We start from the raw sequence: 23,831 nt of genomic DNA on the forward strand, positions 1-23,831 counted from the left end.
GAATTCTTGACTTTTTGAGGCTTTTCGGCGAAGGGCGCGACGTTCGTTACGAGCGTATTCGTAACTGCATCAAACTTGCGAAGTTCTTCTTCGCTCAATCCGGAAAACCGATACCATATGTCATTTGCCGATCTCGGCCTTTCACCTGAATTGCTAAAGGCGGTTGAGTCCGCTGGATATACCAAGCCGACCGATATTCAGGCGGAGGCGATACCCGCTGTCCTGATGATGAAGGACCTTATCGGGATTGCGCAGACTGGCACCGGTAAGACGGCAAGTTTTGTGTTGCCGATGATCGACGTAATGGCGGCTGGTCGAAGGCGTGCTCTTATGCCGCGCTCGTTGATCCTTGAGCCCACGCGCGAGCTGGCTGCGCAAGTTGCCGAGAACTTCGAGAAATACGGCAAGAACCATGACCTGACCATGGCGCTGCTGATTGGCGGCGTACAGATGGGTGACCAGCTGAAGGCGCTTGACGAAGGCGTCGACGTCCTAATCGCCACTCCCGGCCGACTTATGGACTTGTTTGAGCGGGGCAAAATCCTGCTCAATGGCTGTGAGTTGCTCGTGATCGACGAAGCTGACCGGATGCTCGACATGGGTTTTATCCCGGACATCGAATTCATCTGTTCGAAACTGCCGGACACCCGCCAGACAATGCTTTTCTCGGCTACTATGCCGCCGCCGATCGAGAAGCTGGCAGAGAAGTTTCTGAATAATCCCAAGCGGATAGAAGTGAGCCGTGCGGCAAGCACGAACAAAGACATCACGGCTTTCAAGATCCCGGTGGAGACGCGGCAAAAGCGTGAAACATTACGCTGGCTCCTGCGCCACGATCTGGTTGAGACGGCGATCATATTCGCCAACAAGAAGACGACGGTGCGTGAGCTTAACAAGAGCCTGCAGCGACACGGCTTTGCCAGCGGAGAGATCCACGGCGATATGGATCAGAATTCGCGCCTTAGGGAACTTGAGCGCTTCAAGAGTGGCGATATGAACATCTTGGTCGCCTCTGACGTGGCTGCACGCGGGCTCGACATCAAGGGCGTCAGCCATGTCTTCAACTTTGATACGCCCTGGCATCCTGATGACTATGTTCACAGGATTGGTCGAACCGGCCGGGCAGGGGCGAAGGGCCGGGCATTCACCTTCGTGGCCAAAGAGGACGCTGAAGCGATCGCCAACGTCGAGAAGCTGACCGGCAGCAAGATTGCCGTATTCGGCAAGAAGGATGTGCGCGTTGAGTTGGCTGAGCCAGAGGCAAAGAGTGGCAAGTCGCGCGACGAAAACAAATCGCGCGATGCCCGCAAAACTGCAGACCAGCAGTCTGAAGAAGCTCCGAAGAAGCCCCGGCGAGAGAGAAAGCCCAAGACCGAAAAGAAGCCGGAGAGAAAGACGTCTTCAAGTCGCCACAATGAAGAAAATGAACCGATCCCTGCTGGCGAATGGAATGGTCCCAAGCCCGGTTTCCTTGATTTTGGCGTGAGTTAGTTAATCGGCTTGTCGCCAAAGCTTGACTGGCCTACCGTGCTACGGGGGGCAGCAATTGAGCGTTCTTCTCGATAATCTTTCCTATTTTGCCAAGTATATCTGGCCCATCGCCGCGTGTTTCACGCTGCTCGCGATTGTTACCAAGCGGGAGCGTATTCTAGACGCGGTCTTGCGCGTTCGTCGCGAGTTCACGACCAATGTCGGATTGGCGTTGGTGAATACGGTCCTGCTTGCACAGTTCTTCGCGTTTTCCAGCAATACGGTTCATGGCTGGCTGGGCACCCACGCGGCTTTGGTTGAATTCTGGAGCGGCACGAACAATCTATGGAGCTTGATTGTAGCATTGGCTGCGCTGGAATTTGCAGGCTACTGGCGTCACAGGTTGGAGCATACGCGGTGGTTCTGGCCTATTCATGCCACCCATCATTCCGACGAAAAAATGCATTGGATGACACTGCTGAGGAAACATCCACTTGGGCATATGCTTAGTGCTATTCTGGATGGCATATTCGCGATACTTTTGGGCTTGCCAGTCGACATTGTAGTATTGGCTAGTGTATTGCGAACATGGTGGGGCTTCTTCACGCATGCTGACGTGCCATGGACCTTGGGAATCGTGGGCGAGTTCATGATTTCTCCTGCGGCTCACCGTTTGCATCACATCCGCGACGAAGAATTGATGGGGAGCAATTACAGCAACACGTTTACTTTTTGGGACCGCGTGTTCGGGACCTACGTCGATCCTAGGCCCTATCTCAATTGCGAGACGGGGATAAACGAAGGAACACGTGGTTTTCTTGGCGAGCTTTTGCGGCCGTTTGAACGTCGATATTGGGGCCGCGCTCAGCAATCGTCGCTGACTGAGAATGAAGCGATTTAATCCGCCAAATTCACGAAGCTGTCGATCACGCGTTTCGTACCCGAATGCTCGAAATTGATCTCCAGCTTGTTGCCTTCCTGATCCACAACGGTGCCATATCCGAATTTCTCATGGAAGACGCGCTGCCCGATGGCGATATCGCTGCGTGGCTTTGCAGCGAAGCTGGCCGCAGAGCGCATATTCTCCCGAACGCGGATTTGTTTGGTCTGAAAGCCAGTGGAAAGCGCACGTTGCCATCCCGGGCCGCGCTGCGAAGAGCGCTCTGGCCGATCTTGTGCGACATGGGCGAACGGGTCTTCGCTCTCAGACCAGTTTGCCTGCCACAACGATGCACCGCCTGTCAGCGTGTTTTCCTGATCGATATGTTCTTCAGGCAGTTCCTCGATGAAGCGGCTGGGAATACTGCTGGTCCATTGACCATAGATCCGACGGTTTGCCGCATGCAGGATCGTACAGTGGCGCCGGGCACGGGTGATCCCGACATAGGCCAGGCGGCGTTCCTCCTCGAGGCTCGCCAATCCCCCTTCATCGAGTGATCGCTGTGAGGGGAAAACGCCCTCTTCCCAACCGGGCAAGAAGACGTGGTCGAATTCGAGGCCCTTCGCACCGTGCATCGTCATGATGGTGACTTTCTCGCCATCGTCAGCTGCATCATTGTCCATGACAAGCGAAACATGCTCAAGGAAATCGCCGAGAGTTTCGTACTCTTCCATAGCACGTGCGAGTTCGGACAAGTTCTCGATCCGCCCCTTGGACTCCGCCGTGTTCTCGTTCTCGAGCATGGCTAGGTAGCCTGTGTCATCGAGCACAAAGCGCAACAGATCGGCTGGCGTGACTTGCTCTGCCTGTTCGCGCCAATGAAGGAATTGTCCCAATAGCGCCGCGATTGTTCCAGCGGCACGTTTTGGCAGCTCGTCGCTGTCGGCCAATTGGAGCGATGCAGCAGCAAGCGGCAGGCCAGTTCGCCGCGCGTGCTGGTGCATCTTTTCCAGTGTCTTCGCGCCAAGCCCACGTTTGGGCTGGTTATAGATCCGTTCAAACGCCAGATCGTCCTGAGGTTGCGCTATGACCCGCAAGTAGGCCAGCGCATCGCGGACCTCAGCACGTTCGTAAAAACGAAAGCCGCCGATGATCCGGTAGTTTATTCCAATCTGGATGAAGCGGTCTTCGAATTCGCGCGTCTGGTACTGAGCACGAACAAGGATTGCTACACGGTCAAGCGGCGCGCCTTCACGCTCAAGGCGCTCGATTTCTTCGCCGACGCGGCGCGCTTCCTCAGGTGCATCCCACACCCCGATGACACGAACCTGATCGCCGCCATTGGTCTCAGTCCATAGGGTTTTGTCATGGCGCTCGGAATTTGATCGGATCAAACCTGATGCCGCCCCCAAAATGTGGGGTGTCGAGCGATAGTTTTGTTCAAGCTTGACTACCTTGGCGCCCGGGAAATCCTTTTCGAACTTCAGGATATTGGCGACTTCGGCGCCACGCCATGAATAGATCGACTGGTCATCATCGCCGACAACGCAGATGTTCTTATGCGCCTGTGCCAGCAGACGCAGCCAAAGATACTGGACTGCGTTGGTATCCTGATACTCGTCGACCAGAATATACTTGAAGCGCTGCTGGTAGTCTTCCAGCACCTCTCGGTGGGTGCGAAAGATATACAGCATGTGCAGCATAAGGTCGCCGAAATCACATGCGTTCAAAGCTTTCAGCCGGTCTTGATAAAGCTGGTAGAATTGCTGCCCGCGACCGTTGGCGTAGCTTTCATTTTCCACCGCATCGAGATCACCGGGATTAAGGCCGCGGTTCTTCCAGCGGTCGATCAATCCGGCAAGTTGGCGCGCTGGCCAGCGTTTCTCATCCAGATCGTTCTGTTGGATCAGCTGCTTCAGCAAGCGCAATTGGTCATCTGTGTCGATGATTGTGTAATTGGGTTGCAGCCTGACCAGCTCCGCATGACGGCGCAGCATCTTGGCGCAAATCGAATGAAAGGTGCCAAGCCACGGCATGCCTTCAACTGCCTGCCCCAAGTGGCCGGCCACGCGCTCGCGCATTTCACGTGCAGCCTTGTTGGTAAAGGTTACACACAGGATCTGGCTGGGCCAGGCGCGGCGCGTCGCAACCAAGTGGGCCAACCGCGCAGTGAGCGCAGCAGTTTTGCCTGTGCCGGCACCTGCGAGCATCAATACCGGGCCTTCCGTAGTCAGCACGGCTTCGCGCTGCGGCGGATTTAATCGCGCGGCATAGGCTGGGACTTGCGGGCTATCCGAAGCCGTCGAGATGGGGCTGTGATCGGTCATTTGCGAATGTGAACAGGTAGAGAACGATTGGCCTCGCGGCAAGCCTCACCGGGCCTTGGTCAACAGCGTCAGTCGGGCTTTGCCAACTTTGCGGTCTGCGACGATATCCAACCCGTCAACGTCGACTGACTCCTTTTCCGAAGTCTCTACCGCGACCCATGTTGCGTCGCCGATCCATCCAAGGCGTTGCATCCGGTCAAGCGCAACATTGGCCGCACCAGTTCGGTAGGGAGGGTCTAGAAAGATCATGTCCATCGGTTCACGTGCAGGTCTAAGCGACATGACCGAGCCATGCTGTACGTCGCTCCTGTCGCGAGCATCCAGCGCGACTACATTGGCCTTTATCGCGTCTACAGCGGGCTTCTCCTGCTCTACAAACAGGCAATACGCCGCTCCGCGTGACAGGGCTTCCAGACCTAGCGCACCTGAACCCGCGAACAGATCCGCTACGCGCAGCCCTTCAAAATCGCCTACGCGGCTGACAAGCATGTTGAACAATGTCTCACGCGTGCGGTCAGCGGTCGGCCGCGTTGCATCACCGCGCGGCGCGATCAGTTTCCGCCCGCGCCATTTACCCGCAACGATCCTCATGACCTGAAACCGCGCCTCAGCTGGCTACGAAACTTGCCTAACTCGTGCTTGCGGATCTCGCGTGCTCTGCCACGGGGCAATTCTTCCAGTTCAAACGGTCCATAGGCGGTCCGGATTAGTCGACTGACCTGAAGTCCCAGATGTTCGAGTACCTTGCGCACTTCACGGTTTTTGCCTTCGGTGATGCTCACTTCAATCCATTGATTGCGGCCGGTACGCCGTTCCAGATTAGCATCGATCGGGCCGTAATGGACTCCGTCAATCGTGACCCCGTCTATAAGCTCTTCCAGCATCTCCTGCGTCACCTCGCCGAAGGTGCGGGCGCGGTAGACCCGCGGAATACCTGACGCCGGAAGCTCCATCTGACGTTTGAGTTCGCCATCATTGGTGAGCAGCAACAATCCTTCGGTGTTGAGGTCCAAACGCCCGATTGGCATCAATCTGGGCGTGTTTTTAGGCAGCGCATTTTGCAGTGCCGAGTAGATTGTTGGACGCCCCTTTGGGTCGCGCTCAGCCGTAATCAGACCAGTGGGCTTGTTGAATGCGAAGAGCCTGGTCGGCTCAGGCGCAGCGACTGGTTTGCCATCGACTGTTACACCTTTGAGATCTGTTAAAAAGGTAGCAGGAGTCTCGACAGGCTTTCCATTGATCGCGATCCGCCCTTCAGCGATCATTCGCTCGATCTCACGACGGCTCGCGACGCCAGCGCGGGCCAGCAATTTTGCGATGCGATCGCCCTCGGGGCGATCAGCGGAGGGAGGTGGGGCCTTCGGCATAGCCCAGCCGGTTACGCGTTCAATTCACTTCGCGCAACGTCTCTTCGATGACTTCATGGAAACGGCGAATGCCACCTTCCAATGTGCCAAGGGTCAGTTCCGGAATCGCGCCCGTGGATAGGCCTTGCTGACCCAACTCGGCTGCGCGGAAATCCTCCGACGCAAATACACCTCCATCCAGCAGCGCCCAACTGCGCTCCCAGTGGTCACGCGCTTTGTCCGTGGCCGGGGCCTCCGGGATCAGCATGAAATCCTCGACCATCGTCAGGTCATGCCCTTGCGGCATCAACACCATGACATTGAGGTAATCGGGGCTGGGGATGATCACCGTCGCGGGCAACAGCTGGTAGGCATAGGTCACCACTCTGCGCAGCGCCGCCATATCGGTCAGGTCGACGCCTTCCATATCCTCTAGTCGGCCAACCGCGCTGCGTTGATGCGGGCCGATCTGATCGCCTGACGTCACGCCATCCTTGAAGAAGGGGCCGATGGTTTGCGAATGCAGTCTGGTCACATGGTAGCTCTCCAGGAACGCATCCATGATCAGCTTCCAATTGCCTTTGACCGTATGAGTCTTGCGGCGGAACAGCAGATGATCAGCCATGCCGAACGTTGCCATATCCTCACCCAGTTCACGCGCATGCGTGAAGTCAGCGCCTTCGACCGGTGCGAACCAGATCAGTCCGCCCGCTTCGCAGCTGGGCAGCTCGACCAGGCCCATGTCGCCCTTGTCCATTCCAGGAAAGGTTTCCGGGCGGGGTAGGGCGAGCAGCTTGCCGTCCAGCTTGTATGTCCAGGCGTGGTATGGGCACACCAGCCGCTTCGCGCATTGCACATCCTCGCCTTCGACCAGGCGTGTTCCGCGGTGGCGGCAGACATTCAGGAACACATGGGCCACGCCATCGGCATCGCGTGTAATCAGCAGCGGACGCCCCGTGGCATCATGCGGCAGCGCCATTCCTGCATCGGGAAGCACCGCACTGGGGCAAAGCACCTGCGGCAGCCGTTCGAACAGCGCAGATTTCTCTCGCGTCCAGTGTGCGGGATCTGTGTAAACATTTGCCGGGACCTGGGTGATCCCGCTTGTTTCGCGTTGTTCGCCCCGCTCAATCGCGCGTGCCAACGCCAATTGTCCCTCCGTCGGGCGCAAAGGTGGTGATTTCGTATCAGCCTCGTTCATAGGGGCGTTCCTATTCCTCTCATCCATGGGTAATGTCGCACAAGTTTGACGTTTCGGGAAGGACGCTAGGGAATGGCCGCTGGGGCTTCACCACAGAAGAAATCCGCTTGGAAGGCGCTTGGTATGGCGCTGACCAACCGCAAAACTGGCTTCATGCTGGTTTTCGGATTTGCCAGCGGGCTGCCCTTTGCCCTTTTTCTGGGGACTTTGTTTGCCTGGCTGACTGAAGCCGAAGTCGAGCTTGAGACGATGGGTATCTTTTCGCTCATCGGGCTCGCCTATGCGTTTCAGTTCCTTTGGTCGCCGCTGATTGACAAGGTCGACATTCCGCTGCTGCGAAAGCTGGGCAAACGCAAGCAATGGATTGTGCCGATGCAGGTACTGCTGGGTACAATCCTTGTCACATTGAGCCTGCTCGATCCCAAGTCGCAGTTGGGCATGTTCTCTCTGTTGGCTGGAATCGGCGCATTTGCCAGCGCGACCCAGGATATCGCGATCAATGCCTGGCGCATTGATGTTGCCGATGATGTTGCGACGCTGGATATTCTCTCGACCGTTTACCAGATGGGCTATCGCTTCAGCTCGTTAGTTGGCGGGGCGTTGGGATTGATCATCGCTGCGCGGATCGGCTGGCCTGAAACATATATGCTGATGGGCGCATTGCTGCTCGCAGCGGGCGTGATTGGCCTGTTCGCCCCCAATGCAGCGATTGATGCTGAAGCTGCCGCCGCCAGCGAGGGCGAAGTCCGCGCGTTGCGCAAGGCTGGCGAACTTTCGCCGGAAGTGCGCGGACGTGCATTGGCAATCGTCGGACTACTTTGGGCCGCAGCGATCGGCGTCGTGCTGGCATTCATGATCATGTCGATGACATACGCGCCGGAGGATCGCCCCAATCCGACGCAATTCACGCTGAACTTCGGGCCATGGATTATAGTCGCTACGATAATCCTGCCGTCTCTGATTGCCGGCTGGTTGGCAGCGCAAAAGAAGCAAGGCAAAATGGTGCTGACAGAGGATGCACCGGTCGCGACTGGCGGCGGATATGCGATGGATCATCTGTACCGCGCGCTGGTCTTGCCGCTCGTCGAATTTGTTGGCCGGATGGGGTGGAGCCTCGTGCTCATCCTTGCAGTCGTGCTGACCTACCGCATTTGCGATGCGATCTGGGGCACATTTGCATATCCGTTCTACCTCGGCGAACTGGAGTACACCAATGATGAGGTCGCGTTTGCGTCCAAGTTCTTTGGTGTAGGCGCGATCATTGCCGGACTGGCTTTGGGCGGGCTGATGCTGACCGCGATTGGCCGGATGACTACGCTTTTCATTGGAGGCCTGCTCGCCGCGCTGACAAACCTGCTTTATGCTGATCTTGCGATAGGCGGGCACAATATGCAGGCGGTCAGCGATGCCGTGGGCTTTACATGGCTGATCAGCCAGGTGCCGGGCATTGGCAGCGCGTCACTTGCCAAGCTGACCTTCACGATCTTCTTCGAAAACTTGGCCATCGGGATCGCTGGCGCTGCCTACATCGCGTGGCTGAGTTCGATCGTGTCGAAGAAATTCAGCGCAGTGCAATATGCACTTCTGTCATCGCTCACACTGCTTGTCGGCACGCTGGGGCGCGGCGCGCTGGGCGAGATGATCGAGGATCAGGGCTATTTCGATGTCTTTGTCCTGACGACTTTCATAGGGCTGGCCGCCGTTGTGCTGGTCGCGTTCGAATGGTGGCGGCAGGCGAGGGCGGGGGCAAAGTCTGGCGTCGTCACACCAGATGCCACCGCGCATCCGGCGGAGTAATCAATCGGGGATCTCGTCATTGAGGCGCAGAACCTCGCCCGCGAGATAGAGCGAGCCTACGATGAGTACCGAGTAATCGTCCGACGGCAGATTGAGCAGGGCTTCCTCAATATTTGCGGCTGCCTTGGCTTGCGGTCCGAAGGCTTTGACCGGATGCGACGGGAAGTTTGGTACAGGTACAACCTGAAGCGTGCGGATACGGTCACCCAGCGGCCCGATGATGGCCAGCGGGTCTTTGCCTTCAATCATTCCGATGATGAGGTGCACCCCATGACATGCGAAATGAGCGCCCAGCATCGCCCCTGCAGAGGGGTTGTGCCCACCGTCGAGCCAGATTTCCTGCTCTGGAGCGAGTGCAGTGAGGGGACCTTCAGATAACAACTGCAAACGCGCGGGCCAACTCGCGGTTCGTAGCCCAATTGCGATTGCTTCATCCGACACGGTGATTTTCGATTGCGAGCGAAGCATTGCTATCGCCAAGCCGGCATTCAGGCCCTGATGCTCACCCGGCAGAGCCAAATCGCGTTCATCGACGCGCGAAGCAATGATCACAGGTGCTCCCGCGTCTTTGGCCACTGTTTCGATTGCCTGTCTCTCTTGCTCTGGCTGAGCGATCGTCACCAGCGGAACGCCCTTCTTCGCGATGCCGGCCTTCTCGAACGCAATCCGCGCCATCGGCTCTTGCGGCACGCCATCTTCGGGCGCGAGGAGGAACTTCTCGTGGTCGATGCCCAGCGCGGCAATTCCGCACGCTGCCAATACGTCTGGCTCGAGCACATTGGTCGCATCGAGCCGTCCACCCAGACCAACTTCCACGACGCAGGCATCGGCTGGCACGCGCGCGAACTCCACAAAGGCCGCCGCAATGCTGATTTCGAAGAAGCTGCAATCGAGCCCTTCTGCGGCATCGAACACTTCCTCCAGCAATTCGGCGAGCCGTGCGTCTTCGATCAGCTTGCCAGCCACTCTGAACCGCTCATTATAGCGCACCAGATGCGGAGAAGTGGTGACGTGGACCTTGTATCCTTCCGCCTCCAGCATCGCGCGCAGGAACGCGCAGGTTGACCCCTTGCCATTGGTCCCCGCGACGTGAAACACAGGCGGCAATCGCTTGTGCGGATCGCCAAGCCGCCGCAGCAGCTCGCGGATCGCATCAAGCCCCAGAGTGTCACGCTGAATGCTTAAGCTACCAAGTCTGTCGAGCTGGGCCTGAACGCGCGGATCGTCCGAGCGCCCCATATCGCGCATTGCGTTGGCGCCTTAGGCTGCTTTGCGCGGCTGCAGATAGCCGAGCACGGTTGCGAGCTGTTCCTTCAGGTCCGCTCGGTGAACCACCATATCGACCATGCCGTGCTCGTAAAGATACTCGGCCCGCTGGAATCCTTCGGGCAATTGTTCGCGGATTGTATCCTGAATCACGCGTTGGCCGGCAAAGCCGATCAGCGCGCCGGGCTCTGCAATCTGCACATCGCCCAGCATGGCATAGCTGGCGGTAATGCCGCCGGTGGTCGGGTCAGTCAACACGACGATATAGGGCAGGCCAGCCTCTTTCAGGCGGCGTGTCATGACGGTGGCCTTGGGCATTTGCATCAGGCTGAGGATGCCCTCCTGCATACGCGCGCCGCCCGCTGCGGTCACGACGATATAGCCGGCCCTGCGTTTCAGAGCTTCTTCTGCGCCCGCGACAAAGGCCGCGCCCACGGCCATGCCCATCGATCCACCCATGAAGCCGAAATCCTGAACGCCGACCACTGCTGCGCGCCCGTCAATCGTGCCCGAGCCGACACTGAAGGCATCGGCATGCGGCGATTTGGCGCGCGCGATCTTCAAACGATCAGTGTATTTCTTGCTGTCCTTGAACTTCAGCGGGTCTTCCTTGACCTCTGGCTGCGGCAACATCTCGAAACCTTCGTCGAGTAGCAGATTTAAGCGCTGATCCGCGCTGATCCGGCCATGATGGTCACACCGCGGGCAGACCCACAGATTGTCCATATACTCCTGCTCGAACAGCATTTCCGCGCAGGACGGGCATTTGACCCACAAATCCTTGTCAGTGCTACGTTTTTCGCCAAAGCCGAACGAATTGCGGACGCGTGTGAACCAGTTCATTTCGAATATCCTAGCGAGCGGTGCGAACCGCTTGTGAAAGGGCCGAAGTCAGCTCCTTTAGCTTGGCAGGGGCATCTTTGCCAAATTTGCCGACCAGTTCGACCAAGGCTGAGCCGACGACTACGCCATCAGCAACCTTCGCGATTTCCGCCGCCTGTTCGGTCGTGCGCACCCCGAAACCGACCGCAACGGGCAGATCGGTCGATTGCTTGATACGGGTGACATTGGCTTCGATACTGTCGATTGCGGCCTGCTGTTTGCCGGTAATGCCGGCGACGGAAACGTAATAGACGAAGCCCTCAGACCCTTCGAGAACGGCGGGCAGGCGAGCGGCGTCGGTGGTAGGCGTGCTGAGGCGGATCGGTGCGATTCCTGCGGCGCGCAAGGCAGGGCCAAGCTCGCCGTCTTCCTCTGGCGGGATATCGACGCAGATCACGCCATCGACGCCGCAGCCACGGCATTGTTCTGCAAACCATTCAGGCCCGCGCCGGATCATCGGGTTGGCATAGCCCATCAGCACGAGCGGAACGTCAGGATGCCGCACGCGGAACTCGTTCGCGATCATTAGCACATCGGCGGTGGTTGTGCCTTTACCCAAGCTGCGCAGGTTTGCTGCCTGAATCGCGGGGCCATCGGCCATCGGATCGGTAAAGGGCATGCCCAGCTCGATTACATCCGCGCCTCCTTCGACCAGCGCATCGAGATTGGCCGCGGTGTCACCATCGCCCGCGGTGATGAAGCAGACGAGCGCGGGATGAGTTTTGGCGAATGCAGTGGAGAGGCGGGTCACATCTCCACTCCCAGCTTTTCAGCCACGGTGAAGATATCCTTGTCCCCGCGACCGCAGAGATTCATCAGGATGATCTGATCCTCGCGCATTTGCTTAGCACGGTCAGCGACCGCGGCCAGCGCGTGGCTGGGCTCAAGCGCGGGGATGATGCCTTCGGTGCGGCAGAGCAGCTGGAACCCGTCCAATGCCTCATCGTCGGTCACAGCGGTGTATTCAACCCGTCCGCTTTCCTTCAGCCATGCGTGTTCTGGCCCGATGCCGGGATAGTCCAGTCCTGCGCTGATCGAATGGCCTTCGGTGATCTGGCCATCCTCGTCTTGCAGCAGATAGGTCTTGTTGCCGTGCAGGATGCCCGGCGCTCCGCCCAACAGCGAAGCGGCGTGCTCATCACCATCAAGGCCATGTCCCGCCGCTTCAACGCCGAGCATCTTAACGTCCGGATCGTCGAGGAACGGGTGGAATAGGCCAAGCGCGTTTGATCCGCCGCCGATGCAGGCGATCAACAGGTCCGGCAGACGGCCCACGCGATCCAGCATTTGCGCGCGCGCTTCCTTCCCGATCACGCTTTGGAAATCACGCACCAGTTCAGGGTAGGGGTGTGGTCCCGCAGCGGTGCCGATGATGTAGAACGTGTCATGCACATTCGCGACCCAGTCACGCAGGCCTTCGTTCATTGCGTCTTTCAGCGTCGCTCCGCCGCTGGTGACGGGGACAACTTCGGCGCCGAGCAGCTTCATGCGGAAGACATTGGGCGATTGCCGCTTCACGTCCTCTGCGCCCATGTAGATCACGCACGGCAGGCCAAACCGCGCGCAGACGGTCGCGGTCGCCACGCCATGCTGGCCCGCACCGGTTTCGGCGATGATGCGCGTCTTGCCCATGCGCTTGGCAAGCAGGATCTGACCGATGCAGTTATTGATCTTGTGCGCGCCGGTGTGATTGAGCTCGTCGCGCTTGAACCAGACCTGCGCGCCTCCCAATGCCTCGGTGAGACGCTCAGCGAAATAGAGCGGGGAAGGGCGCCCGACATAGTGCTCCAGAAGATCGTCAAATTCGGCCTTGAACGCCGGGTCGGCCTGAGCCGCGCGGTACTCGCGTTCAAGGTCAAGGATCAACGGCATCAGCGTTTCAGCGACATAGCGTCCGCCGAACTGGCCGAAATGCCCGCGTTCATCGGGCTGGTTACGGAAAGAGTTTACCTGGTTCATTGAGGCAGCGATTGGCAGAGCTTACACATGGTGTCTAGCGTCAACACGTTCATGGGGTGTTTTGCAACTGCGCTAGCAGATTTGCGTCGAGTGCCCCCCTCACTGGATCCTGCCTATGCATATTTGCATGAGAGGCAGTCGCTTTTCGGCAATTTCCATTCATTTACGTTGAAGTTAGCTGGCCTCAATTCGTCTCCTCTCCGACGAATCAAGAAAACATAGGAAGATAAGATGAAAAATATTGCGATGGTTGCCGCAACGGCGGTGGCCTTCATTGCCGTGCCTGCAAAAGCTGATGAGACGCGTTTGGAAGCGCGTGGCGGAGTAGTATGGTTTGATGGCGGCGAAGAAGCTGTTGCAGGCGTTGCCGCCGGACACGATTTTCACCTCGATGAAAGCTTCTTTATCGGCATCGAGGGTTCGGCCGACAAGGTGCTTGCAGATGGTGCCGATGTGTTGTTTGGAGCAACCGCTCGTGCGGGATTTATTGTTGCCGAAGATCTCAAGCTATTTGTCGCAGCCGGCTATAGCTTCAACAATAGCGATGCTGTTCACGCAGGTGGTGGGCTTCAATACAATGTCAGCGATCAAGTGTATCTGAAGACTGAGTATCGAATCTATTTCGATGGCTTTGCGAATATCAACAGCGCAGTTGCCGGAGTTGGTTTCCGCTTTTGATCGCGGTTAACCTGTTGGGCGAGGGGTGCGCCGCATGTGCACCCCTTGCTCAAGCATTGCGGGCAGCGCTGCAAAACGCTTGGATCAAGCTCACATCCTTTACACCCGGCGCAATTTCGAGGCCACTTGACGCATCGACCAGCGGCGCGCCCGTTGCCAGGATCGCCTCGGCAACATTGTCTGCCGTCAAGCCGCCCGCGATACCCCAGTCAACCTGATGCTTGTGGCCCGCAAGCAGATTCCAGTCGAAGGCGATACCATTGCCACCAGGCAGTTTTTTCGCTGGTGCATCGAACAGAAGACGGTCAACTTTGCCAAAGAAGGCCGAACTGCGGGCTAGTGTGCCGGCATCTTTAAGCCCCAGCGCCTTCCACACCTCAACACCGGTCTTTTCCCGGACCATTCCTGCCCATTCGGGTGTTTCGCGGCCGTGGAATTGAACTACATCTGGTTTGACGGTGTTCAATGCAATCGCGGTTTCGTTCGGCTGCATATTCACCAAAAGTAGCACAACCTTGACACTCGTCGGCACGCGCGCGCGCAACTTGGCCGCGTCTTCCAGCGATACATGCCGCACACTTGGTTCGAAGTGGACGAGGCCAACGTGCGTCGCGCCGGAATCGACAGCCGCATCTATGGTTTCAGGCGTCGAAAGCCCGCATATCTTGATCTGAACTGACATTTGTTGGCTCTAAAGCGTTGCCTCGATCGCGCGCGCGGCCTCCAAAGGATCGTCTGCCTTGCTGATCGGGCGTCCGATGACCAGGACACTTGCACCATCATCTCGAGCTTTGCGCGGTGTAACGACACGTTTCTGGTCGCCTGTTGCCTTGCCGCCGGGGCGAAGTCCGGGAACAACGAAGAAACCGTCTTTCCATCGCTTGTGAACAGCGCCGACCTCTTGGCCTGAACACACAATACCATCCAGCCCGGCGTCTTGCGCCAGCTCAGCCAGCCGCATGACGTGGTCATGCGGCGTGCCCGTAATGCCTGTGCGTGCCATGTCACGCTCATCAAGGCTGGTCAGCATGGTCACTGCTACAACCTTGCACCCGTCGGCCGCCGCTGCCTTGGCATCTTCCATCATCGCACGACCACCGCTGGCATGGATGGTGACGATTGCGGGTTCCAGCACATGAATTGCCTGCATGGCGCCTGCGACGGTGTTCGGGATGTCATGCAGTTTCAGGTCAAGAAAGATTGGCAGGCCGGTTTCATGCGCAATCTCATGCACCCCATGGTGACCGTGCGCGCAAAAGAACTCGAGACCCAGTTTGACCCCGCCGATATGCGATTTCACTTTGTTCAGAAGCGCTTTCGCCGGCGTTATCTGGGGCACATCAAGAGCAAGAAAGATCGGATTGCTCATCAGTTGCTGTCATCCGGCTTCAGCGTGTCGCCAGCGGTGCCCGCGTCGCTGGCATCAGCGGCTGTCTGTGCAGGCGACGGGGACGGAGGCGGCGCGCTATGGCGGGCGCTTAATGAATTAGAGCGTACGGCATTCTGCAACGAGGTAATCCGTCGATTGAGGCTCCACTTGACGCCACGGTGGTAAATCCAGGTCGGGATCATACCAAGCAAGAAGAACACAATCGCAATAACACCCACTGGCCATTCGAACAGGAAGTTATCGCCATCCGAAGATGGCCAGATCCGCACTTCCTGAGGTTCGCCCCAATTCATTGTCACGAACAAAACCACAAACGCTGTTATGGCGACCCAGATCAGTGTGCGAACATATTGCATGCTTGGTTCTCCTGCCTCTGCGTTACGCTAGTTGTCTTGAGCAGACAGGTCCAGTCCGAGTTAACCGCCAAACACCCGCGCAAATATCGTCTCGACATGTTTGAAGTGGTAGTCGAGATTGAATTTTTCCTCGAGTTCCTCGGGCGAGAGAGCCGCTGTGACTTCATCATCGGCTTTGAGCAATTCAAGCAGCGACAACTTGCCGTCCGATTCCCAGACTTTCATCGCGTTGCGTTGAACCAGACGATAGGCGTTGTCGCGAGTGATGCCTGCCTGCGTCAAGGCCAGCAGCACCCGCTGGGAATGGACCAGCCCCCCCATCAGATCGAGGTTCTTCTCCATCCGCTCCGGATAGACCAGCAGCTTGTCCACCACACCCGTGAGACGAGCCAGTGCGAAGTCCAGAGTGATTGTCGCGTCAGGTCCAATGAAGCGTTCAACCGAGGAATGGGAGATATCACGCTCGTGCCACAACGCGACGTTCTCCAGCGCAGGCATGGCATAGCTGCGGATCATGCGCGCCTGACCGGTAAGGTTTTCCGTCAGGATCGGATTGCGCTTATGCGGCATCGCACTGGAGCCCTTTTGCCCGGGCGCGAAGTATTCTTCCGCTTCCAGCACTTCGGTGCGTTGCAGATGACGAATTTCAACAGCGAGACGTTCTATCGAGCTCGCGATGACCGCTAGAGTAGAGAAATACATCGCATGGCGATCACGTGGTATCACCTGCGTGGAAACCGGCTCTGGCGTCAGACCCAGTTGTTCAGCTACATACGCCTCGACAGAAGGGTCAATGTTGGCGAAGGTGCCAACTGCGCCGCTGATCGCGCAAGTCGCGATCTCCGCGCGCGCGTTAATTAGGCGAGTCCTGCAGCGGTCAAATTCGGCGTAGGCCTGCGCCAGTTTCAGACCGAAGGTCACGGGCTCTGCATGGATGCCATGGCTGCGCCCGATGGTGGGCGTGAACTTGTGCTCTTCCGCGCGGCGTTTGATCGCGGCTAGCAGCGCGTCCATGTCTTCAAGCAGCAAATCGGTTGCACGCGTCAGTTGAACCGCGAGAGTGGTGTCGAGTACGTCGCTGCTGGTCATGCCCTGGTGCATGAAGCGTGCTTCGGGGCCAACTTGCTCCGCCACCCAATCGAGGAATGCGATCACATCATGCTTCAGCACTGCTTCCTTGGCGTCGATCGCGGCTACGTCGATCTTTGGCTCGGTTGCCCACCAATCCCACAGCGCCTTCGCACCGCTTTCAGGCACAACCCCCAGATCTGCAAGTTTCTGCGTTGCGTGCGCTTCGATCAGGAACCAGATCTCATATTTGCACTCCGGCTCCCAGATAGCCGTCATGGCAGGGCGGGCATAGCGAGGGACCATTGTTGAACTCCGTGCACGAAAAGGAGCTTGGCGGCTAAGGTCGGATCGCTTGCCGGTCAACCCGGCCAGCTGAATTCCAGCGCGGTTTCTCCGGTTTTCTCACCGCTGGCGTCAAAGCGCCGCTCGAGAATCCGGCCGTGACCGTGCTTGTTGACTGTGACAACAGTTGAGCATCTGGTCCCGTAGACCGGGTTTCGTATGAAGGCCGGCGTCTCCTGAGCTTCCAGCGGCATGTCAGATGGCAAGCGCGGTTGCAGGCCCAGACTCGGCAAGTTCTCGCTGCCGAGGGCATCGAACAGAGGCGCAGATAAGCTGCCGCTCTGCCAAAGCCAGTCAAACAACGCGGTCTTCAAATGGACGGTTTTGGCCCATGGTTCGTCCAGTTGTCCGTTTGAAAGGCCATAGACGCCGCGAGACAGATTAGCGCTGATATGGTCAGGGCGGTTAGTCAGAAAACGTGCTTCGTCCCGGCTTGCGTGAATGATGTTGAACGGGTTGTAGCTACCCATATCGAGTGTTTGATTTTGATCGGTCAGAAGATCTGTCACGAGTTCGCCTCGTGACTTGCGAGACGGATCGGGCTGGCCATAGCCACGCAAGTTTGTAACGAGCACAAATTGACCCTGTTCGGAAACCCCTAACCAGGTCCCGCCGGACTGAAGATCTGGACCTGCGATTACACCTTCTCGGTCTTTCCAATGAGCCAACGGCGCGGCCGGCCTTTGATGGTATTCGTCGCGATTGCCGATCGCCACCAGATGCCAATCGGGGTGCGCTCGCCAGGCAAAGGCCGCGACGCACATCTCAGATTAGCCCTTTCGCACGCAACGAGACATGCCCTTCGTGACCGATGATAATATGATCATGTACGATCACGCCCAATAGGCGCCCGGCCTCAGCGATTTTCTTCGTGATTTGGATGTCGGCACGGCTCGGCTCCGAGCTGCCGCTAGGGTGATTGTGAACAAGGATCAGTGCGCTCGCCCCCAGGTCCATGGCTCGGCGGATGACTTCGCGCGGGTGGACTGCGGCTTCATCGGTCGACCCATCCTCGACGTGATGATCGTCAATCAGCCGATTTCGACTATCGAGATAAAGAACGCGGACACGCTCTAAGTTGAGATGTGCCATATCGATCGCCAAGTAATCGAGCAGGGACTGCCAGCTGCCCAGCACCGGTCGATCTTTCACCTCGCTCCACGCCATTCGCCGCGCAGCTATCGCGACGCTTTTCAAGGCCGCCGCGCTCGTCTCCCCCACGCCATCCACTTGAGTCAGGACTGCCGGGTTCGCATTCAAAACGGCAGACAGAGAGCCAAACCGCTTGAGTAAGGCCTTTGCCACAGGCTTAGTGTCGCCCTGACGCATGGCCGCAAACAGCAAGTACTCTAGCACTTCATAGTCTGCCAAAGCTTCAGCACCGCCGTTCAACAAACGATCGCGAAGACGGGCACGATGGCCCGACCCGGCGTGTTTTGTCGGCCGCTTGTCAGGATTGTCTTCAGCTTTCGGCAATATTGTTCTCGATAATGCTTTATGCGCATCGCAGCATTGCCTTTGTCAGGTGAAAGGCGCAAGAGTGCTAAGACATGGCTGACGCCGACGAACTCCCTGATCCTGAAGTAAAAAGGCGGTTGAAGCTCTGGCCGCGGCGGAAGCGTTTTCAGTTTCTGTTCGTGCTGCTTGTGCTGTTGCTTGTTTCCAGTTTCCTCAGCTGGCGCGCGCGCGACAACATCGCCGAAGATTTGATCACCTCGCAACTTGAGGCGTTGGGAATAGAGGCCACATACGAAATCGAATCTGTCGGGATTGCGCGGCAAGTGCTCCGCAATTTTGTTGTTGGCGATCCCGAAAATCCGGACCTGACCATCGAACGTGTCGAACTTGTCCCGGTTGTGCGAATTACCGGTGCGGACATCGGTACGCTCACGCTCATTCGCCCGCGGCTGCGCGCGACGTATCGGGACGGAGAGCTCAGCCTGGGCGCGCTTGATCCGGTCTTTGAGATTGAGACGGATGGACCCGCGCGCCTTCCCGGCTGGTCACTGTCACTGGTCGATGCGCGAGGCTGGATCGAAACAGACTACGGTGTGGCAGGCTTCAAGGCAGACGGGGCGGGTCGGCTGAGCGGCGGTTTCCACGGCGTGGCCGCGCTTGTAGCACCGCCTTGGGATATGGACTCTTGCGAATGGTCCAACGCGCAACTTGTCGGAGAGCTTCGAACTTCGCGTGGACAAGCTTACTTTAATGGGCCGCTGGAAGTCACCGAACTCTCCTGCCCGGACCAGAACTTGCGGCTACCCAAGATTACCGCTCTGTCTAGCCTGCAAACCGATGAAGATTTGGTCGGAGGTTCGGGAACGTTCGCTCTGAACGAGTTGGACGCGTCGGTGGGCGATTTGCGCACGGCTGGTTTGTCCGGGAGCTTAGAATTTGACTGGAGTGAAGGACTGGCGACCGGTCGCTATAGCTTCGGCGCGAGCGAGTTTGAAAACACCTACGGAGAGGTCAAAAGGCCAGCGGTTGATGGCGGTTTTCGCGTTCGAACTGCGGACTTCCGTTGGGAAATGGACGCAAATCTGTCTGGCTCAGACCTGGCTCTTGGAGAACGCTCGCAGAAGGCGCTCGGGTCGGCGGCCTCGGCGGGGGAAGGGACCCTGATCGAACCCATCCTAGACCGTTTTCGGGCTGCTCTGGAAGATGGCCTGCGATCAAGCAGCCTACAGGCAAAAATTTTGGCACGGCAAAGTAGCGATGGCGTATCGCTTGTGGTGCCTGAGGCGCGCATACGCGACAGGGATCGACGTGCGATCTTGTCGGTTTCTCAGGGGCAATGGGCGAGCGATAAGAATGGCGTTCTTCGCCTTGCCGGAAACCTCTCTCTAGATAGAGATGGCTTGCCGCAGATTCAGGGGCGCATGGAAAGTACAGGAGCGGGAGCACCTGCGCTGCGTTTCCGCATGGCACCCTATCGAGCAGGAGCTTCGGAACTTGCTGTTCCCCAAATGCAATTAACTCAATTCGCCAGCGGCTCCTGGCAACTGAGTGGCGAAGTGAGCGCCAGCGGTGCTATCCTCGGCGGAAGTGTGGAGCAGCTACGATTGCCGATCGAAGGTGGCTGGTCAGACGCCGGTGGCCTCGCGCTTTGGAAGCGTTGTGCAGATTTGAGATTTGAACAACTGAAGCTTGCAGACCTTAAGCTTGAGTCTGACATCATATCGGTTTGTCCCGATAAAGGATCTGCGATTGTACGAAGTGGATCAACAGGCACGCAGGTTTCAGCCCGGATCGATAGTTTGCAACTGCAAGGGCAGCTTGGCGATTCGCCGATCCGGCTTGGATCGCGCCAGTTCGGATTCTCCGATGTTGAAGGTCTGCTTGCCCATGACGTGCGGGTGGAACTGGGAGAGCCAGAAGCGCAAAGCGAACTGACAATTGCAGAGGTTGCCGCAAGTTTCTCAGAAGAGACATCCGGCACTTTCACTGGGCTATCTGGTGGGCTGGATGCGGTCCCACTCGATATTGAGGCAGGACAAGGAAATTGGCGCTTCGCAGAGGGCGCGTTGACACTCACCCAAACACGGTTCGATTTGCTCGATCGTGAAGAAGATCAGAGGTTCGAGCGCCTGACAGCGCGCGATGCGCAGCTGACGCTGGCTGACAATGGGATCAACGCCAGCACGTTAATGCGCCACCCCGGCACGGATCGTTTGATTGTTGCAGTTGACCTGGTGCACGATCTGACGAGCGGGATTGGTCATGCCGATCTGGATGTACCTGGCATCATTTTTGATGATCAGCTCGAGCCGGGAGCGCGGATCGATCAATGTGATGACAGCTTCAAAGGAGCATCTGGTCCGACCGGGCTAACTTGCCTGGCAACTGGCGTGATTGCTCTCGCCGAAGGAGTTGTGAAGGGCAATGGCAGGATCGACTGGAGCCCAGAAAATGTTCAAAGCAGCGGCACATTTTCGACTGACGCGTTCAACTTTGCCGCAGCATTCGGGCCGGTCCGCGACGTGTCTGGCACGGTTCGTTTTAGCGATCTGATCAGTTTGACTACCGATGGAACGCAGCAGCTAGCGGTTGGAACTATCGACCCCGGCGTAGAGGTGTACAACGGGGTGCTTGATTTCGCGCTGATCAACGGATCGAATGTATCGTTACGGGGAGGCCGGTGGCCATTCTTCGGCGGAACCATGTTGCTTCGCCCGACCGAGCTGAATTTCGCGGCAAGCGAAGAACGCAGCTATGTTATCGAAATTACCGGAGTAGATGCTGCACAGTTCATCGCAGCGATGGAATTTTCCAACATTTCAGCCAGTGGAACTTTTGACGGAACCGTGCCGCTGGTGTTCGATGAGATGGGCAACGGAGAGATCATCAACGGATTGCTGATTTCGCGGCCACCTGGAGGCAACCTGTCTTACGTGGGTGAGCTGACCTACGAGGATACCGGAGCAATTGCGAATTATGCCTTTCGATCTTTACGCTCGCTAGATTTCAACCAGATGATGGTCGAGATGAATGGGCCGCTTACTGGCGAGATCATCACGAGACTGCTGTTTGATGGTGTTAGCCAAGGCGCGGATGCAGACCGGAACTTCATCACGCGACAGATCGCCAAGCTGCCGATCCGTTTTAACGTAAATGTCCGCGCATCTTTCTATCAGCTCATGAATGACCTTCTCAAAACCTACGATCCGGCCACGCATATCGATCCGGCTTCTTTGGGACTGATTCGCGGTGCCAATGGGCGCATGGTGCGCCCCTCAATCCTAGAAAAGAACGTCCCTGCCGAGAGGAAGATCGAGCAGGATGAACCCTCCATTCAGACACAAGAAAGCGAAACTCTGCCATGACGCGCGCAAGTTTGACCGCCAGTAGGCGCGGTGCCACAAGTCAGGCCATGCAAAGGCTGAGCAACAGGTGCGGTGTCGCTGTGCGGCGAGGATGGGTGTTATTGCCGATCACATTGCTGGGCGGGTGTATCGGTGTTGAGGCACCCGACGGGCCAATCGTGATCGAGCTCAACATCAACATTCGCAGTGAAGTTATTTATCAGCTGGCCGAAGACACGGCTGAAACGATTGAAGAGAATGCTGACATCTTCTGATATGAAGATGTGAGACAGGAAAGGGCCCGGGCCATGAAGATGTTTAGGAAGCTTGCTTTTGTTGGTGTTATCTCCGCTGCCTCGCTGGCCGCATTGGTTGCGCCCGCGCAGGCGCAGCGTGATCCGGCTTATGCCGCAGCGCGTTCATCGGGTCAGGTGGGCGAGAAGATGGACGGGTATCTCGATATCGTGGGCGAGGGCACTCCAGAGCTGCGCCGCCTTGTCAGCGACATCAATATCAAGCGCCGCGCGGTCTATGCGCAGCAAGCGCGCGAAAACGGTGTCACTCTTGAGGAATACGCGCTCTCGACCGGTTGCCAATTGATTCTGAAGACAGTTCCGGGCGAGATGTACCAGGCGCCTGATGGATCGTGGCAGACCCGAACGTCAGCTCCGCCGCGGCGTGATCCGCGTTGCCCGCCGGGTTGAAACTAATCAACTTTCGCTGGTTTTTTCGCTGCGCTGCAAAAAGACCCCCAATTTCGACTGATTGAGGCCCGCTTGCGGTTGACTTGCCTATGGGCGTCGCCTAGGGGGCAGGCGCCCTCGGCGGGCACCTTTGCGCGTGCTGCGCGTTCCACATTCTGGAGGCTGGCATGAGCAAAGAAAAACCCGCACGGGAACCCATCGCTGAGGATGCGCGTATCGACGCGCTCGAAGCGCGGCTAAAGGCCGCACGCGAGCGTGAAGATGAACGCAACCGGCCGCAGGTCAAGGGCGCTGATGCGAACTATCGCATGGGCAACCGGGTGCTGGCGGATCTGCTTGGTGGGATCCTGGGTGGAGCGTTGATTGGTTGGACCATTGACCAGCTTGCCGACACTTCGCCCTGGGGTCTGTTGGTGATGTTGTTCCTCGGGATCATCGTCGCTTTCAGGAATGTCATTCGCTCTGCGAGCACACCCCCTGCTGATCCCGACGCGGATAAGTAGCGGCAGTTTGAATTTTTAGGCGTTAGGGAAACTACGATCGTGGCAGCCGAAGAAGGCAAGGTCGACCCGATGAAGCAATTCGCCATTGAGCCGATGTTCGGCACTGGCGGGTTCGAGGTGGCCGGTTACAATCTCGCTTTCACCAACAGCGCGCTGTGGATGTTGATTGCCACAGTGCTGCTTTGGATCTTTGTGGCAGGCGGCATGAAGCGTCAGCTCGTGCCGGGCCGCTGGCAGATGGCGGTTGAAAGCTTCACCGGCTTCATCGACGATATGCTGGAAGCGAACGTGGGCAAGGAAGGGCGCAAATATGTGCCGTACATCTTCAGCCTGTTCATGTTCATCCTGTTCGCCAACCTGCTGGGCCTGTTGCCGGTCGGCATCATTCCCGGCGTCCACGCTTTCACTTTTACCAGCCACTTTACCGTCACCGGTGTTCTGGCGATCCTGAGCTTCGCGATCGTGCTGATCGTCGGGTTCTGGAAGCACGGCCTGCATTTCTTCAGCCTGTTTGTGCCACACGGCACGCCATTGTGGCTGATCTGGCTCATTCCGGCGATCGAGCTGATTTCGTTCCTCGTGCGTCCATTCAGCCTCGCGTTGCGTCTTTTCGTGGCGATGATGGCAGGCCACGTGCTGCTGAAAGTTCTCGCCAGCTTCGTGATTGACAGCGTCAACGCTGGCGCGGTCTTCGGTGGCTTCATCGGCATTCCCAGCCTTGTCCTGATGATCGCTATCAGCGCGCTGGAAATCCTGGTTGCAGGCATCCAGGCTTATGTTTTCGCTCTTCTGACGTCGCTTTACATCAACGACGCAGAGAACCTTCACTAGAGTTTTCTCACTCAACTTTTTCAAGT

General features: G+C 57.6%; 23 protein-coding genes. 9 read left to right on the plus strand and 14 right to left on the minus strand.

All coding sequences use genetic code 11. The features are described from left to right. Positions 1-117 precede the first annotated feature (117 nt). Positions 118-1,491: a DEAD/DEAH box helicase gene (locus tag A6F69_RS06905; RefSeq protein ID WP_067599075.1), complete on the plus strand. Its 1,374-nt coding sequence runs from the start codon at positions 118-120 to the stop codon at positions 1,489-1,491. Between the two features lie 55 nt (positions 1,492-1,546). Continuing rightward, positions 1,547-2,371, plus strand: a complete 825-nt coding sequence (locus A6F69_RS06910) for a sterol desaturase family protein (RefSeq protein WP_067599078.1) — start codon at positions 1,547-1,549, stop codon at positions 2,369-2,371. Here the strand turns inward: A6F69_RS06910 and A6F69_RS06915 are convergent. From A6F69_RS06915 to A6F69_RS06930, 4 genes are read right to left on the minus strand one after another with little or no spacing between them, the layout of a single operon-like run. Then, positions 2,368-4,677: an ATP-dependent helicase gene (locus A6F69_RS06915; RefSeq protein ID WP_067599082.1), complete on the minus strand. Its 2,310-nt coding sequence runs from the start codon at positions 4,675-4,677 to the stop codon at positions 2,368-2,370. The genes A6F69_RS06910 and A6F69_RS06915 overlap by 4 nt on opposite strands. 45 nt (positions 4,678-4,722) lie before the next feature. Then, complete coding sequence (gene rsmD, locus A6F69_RS06920; protein ID WP_067599085.1) at positions 4,723-5,268, minus strand: 16S rRNA (guanine(966)-N(2))-methyltransferase RsmD; 546 nt, start codon at positions 5,266-5,268, stop codon at positions 4,723-4,725. Then, a complete protein-coding gene (locus A6F69_RS06925) occupies positions 5,265-6,044 on the minus strand; it encodes a pseudouridine synthase (RefSeq protein ID WP_067599088.1) in 780 nt (259 codons plus the stop codon). The genes rsmD and A6F69_RS06925 overlap by 4 nt, the downstream gene beginning before the upstream one ends. Before the next feature lie 19 nt (positions 6,045-6,063). Next, positions 6,064-7,224: an aromatic ring-hydroxylating oxygenase subunit alpha gene (locus tag A6F69_RS06930; protein ID WP_067599092.1), complete on the minus strand. Its 1,161-nt coding sequence runs from the start codon at positions 7,222-7,224 to the stop codon at positions 6,064-6,066. Positions 7,225-7,296: 72 nt separating this feature from the next. On the opposite strand from A6F69_RS06930, the gene A6F69_RS06935 reads away from it, so the two are divergent. Beyond that, positions 7,297-9,021, plus strand: a complete 1,725-nt coding sequence (locus tag A6F69_RS06935; RefSeq protein WP_067599095.1) for an AmpG family muropeptide MFS transporter — start codon at positions 7,297-7,299, stop codon at positions 9,019-9,021. On the opposite strand, the gene A6F69_RS06940 is transcribed toward A6F69_RS06935, so the two are convergent. Genes A6F69_RS06940 through trpB form a run of 4 tightly spaced genes read right to left on the minus strand, consistent with a single transcriptional unit; the run spans position 9,022 to position 13,128 of the window. Then, complete coding sequence (locus tag A6F69_RS06940) at positions 9,022-10,269, minus strand: bifunctional folylpolyglutamate synthase/dihydrofolate synthase (RefSeq protein WP_067599098.1); 1,248 nt, start codon at positions 10,267-10,269, stop codon at positions 9,022-9,024. Positions 10,270-10,281: 12 nt separating this feature from the next. Further along, on the minus strand, positions 10,282-11,130 hold the full coding sequence (gene accD, locus A6F69_RS06945; protein ID WP_067599110.1) for an acetyl-CoA carboxylase, carboxyltransferase subunit beta: 849 nt from the start codon (positions 11,128-11,130) through the stop codon (positions 10,282-10,284). 10 nt (positions 11,131-11,140) lie between these two features. Further along, positions 11,141-11,920 carry a tryptophan synthase subunit alpha gene (gene trpA, locus A6F69_RS06950; protein WP_067599114.1) on the minus strand — a complete coding sequence of 260 codons (780 nt, stop codon included), beginning with the start codon at positions 11,918-11,920 and terminating at the stop codon, positions 11,141-11,143. Continuing rightward, the gene (gene trpB, locus A6F69_RS06955; protein WP_067599117.1) at positions 11,917-13,128 is read right to left on the minus strand and encodes a tryptophan synthase subunit beta; all 1,212 of its coding nucleotides are present in this window, start codon (positions 13,126-13,128) and stop codon (positions 11,917-11,919) included. The genes trpA and trpB overlap by 4 nt, the downstream gene beginning before the upstream one ends. Before the next feature lie 231 nt (positions 13,129-13,359). On the opposite strand from trpB, the gene A6F69_RS06960 reads away from it, so the two are divergent. Further along, positions 13,360-13,806 (plus strand): outer membrane protein, encoded by a 447-nt coding sequence (locus tag A6F69_RS06960; protein ID WP_067599120.1) that lies wholly within the window; start codon positions 13,360-13,362, stop codon positions 13,804-13,806. Between the two features lie 49 nt (positions 13,807-13,855). On the opposite strand, the gene A6F69_RS06965 is transcribed toward A6F69_RS06960, so the two are convergent. Genes A6F69_RS06965 through radC form a run of 6 tightly spaced genes read right to left on the minus strand, consistent with a single transcriptional unit; the run spans position 13,856 to position 18,441 of the window. Further along, entirely contained in the window at positions 13,856-14,488 is a 633-nt protein-coding gene (locus A6F69_RS06965) for a phosphoribosylanthranilate isomerase (RefSeq protein ID WP_067599123.1), read from the minus strand. A gap of 9 nt (positions 14,489-14,497) precedes the next feature. After that, on the minus strand, positions 14,498-15,175 hold the full coding sequence (gene pyrF / locus A6F69_RS06970) for an orotidine-5'-phosphate decarboxylase (protein WP_067599126.1): 678 nt from the start codon (positions 15,173-15,175) through the stop codon (positions 14,498-14,500). Next, on the minus strand, positions 15,175-15,552 hold the full coding sequence (locus A6F69_RS06975) for a LapA family protein (protein WP_067599130.1): 378 nt from the start codon (positions 15,550-15,552) through the stop codon (positions 15,175-15,177). The genes pyrF and A6F69_RS06975 overlap by 1 nt, the downstream gene beginning before the upstream one ends. 60 nt (positions 15,553-15,612) lie before the next feature. Continuing rightward, positions 15,613-16,926, minus strand: coding sequence for an adenylosuccinate lyase (gene purB, locus A6F69_RS06980; protein WP_067599133.1), 1,314 nt, complete (start codon positions 16,924-16,926; stop codon positions 15,613-15,615). A 56-nt stretch (positions 16,927-16,982) separates the two neighbouring features. After that, a complete protein-coding gene (locus A6F69_RS06985) occupies positions 16,983-17,729 on the minus strand; it encodes an NRDE family protein (RefSeq protein WP_067599136.1) in 747 nt (248 codons plus the stop codon). Position 17,730: 1 nt separating this feature from the next. Continuing rightward, complete coding sequence (gene radC, locus A6F69_RS06990) at positions 17,731-18,441, minus strand: RadC family protein (protein ID WP_067599139.1); 711 nt, start codon at positions 18,439-18,441, stop codon at positions 17,731-17,733. Positions 18,442-18,515: 74 nt separating this feature from the next. Here radC and A6F69_RS06995 point away from each other — a divergent pair, with 74 nt between their 5' ends. From A6F69_RS06995 to A6F69_RS07015, 5 genes are all read left to right on the plus strand, one after another. Continuing rightward, on the plus strand, positions 18,516-21,788 hold the full coding sequence (locus A6F69_RS06995; RefSeq protein WP_067599142.1) for an intermembrane phospholipid transport protein YdbH family protein: 3,273 nt from the start codon (positions 18,516-18,518) through the stop codon (positions 21,786-21,788). Positions 21,789-21,889: 101 nt separating this feature from the next. Continuing rightward, a complete protein-coding gene (locus A6F69_RS07000) occupies positions 21,890-22,042 on the plus strand; it encodes a YnbE family lipoprotein (RefSeq protein ID WP_425388048.1) in 153 nt (50 codons plus the stop codon). Between the two features lie 39 nt (positions 22,043-22,081). Further along, positions 22,082-22,471, plus strand: a complete 390-nt coding sequence (locus tag A6F69_RS07005) for a YdbL family probable chaperone protein (protein ID WP_067602707.1) — start codon at positions 22,082-22,084, stop codon at positions 22,469-22,471. 167 nt (positions 22,472-22,638) lie between these two features. Further along, complete coding sequence (locus tag A6F69_RS07010; protein WP_067599145.1) at positions 22,639-22,974, plus strand: AtpZ/AtpI family protein; 336 nt, start codon at positions 22,639-22,641, stop codon at positions 22,972-22,974. A gap of 69 nt (positions 22,975-23,043) precedes the next feature. Further along, a complete protein-coding gene (locus A6F69_RS07015; protein ID WP_067602710.1) occupies positions 23,044-23,805 on the plus strand; it encodes a F0F1 ATP synthase subunit A in 762 nt (253 codons plus the stop codon). Positions 23,806-23,831: the final 26 nt, after the last annotated feature.

The sequence above is a fragment of the Altererythrobacter ishigakiensis genome (genome assembly GCF_001663155.1).
GTDB lineage: Bacteria > Pseudomonadota > Alphaproteobacteria > Sphingomonadales > Sphingomonadaceae > Erythrobacter > Erythrobacter ishigakiensis.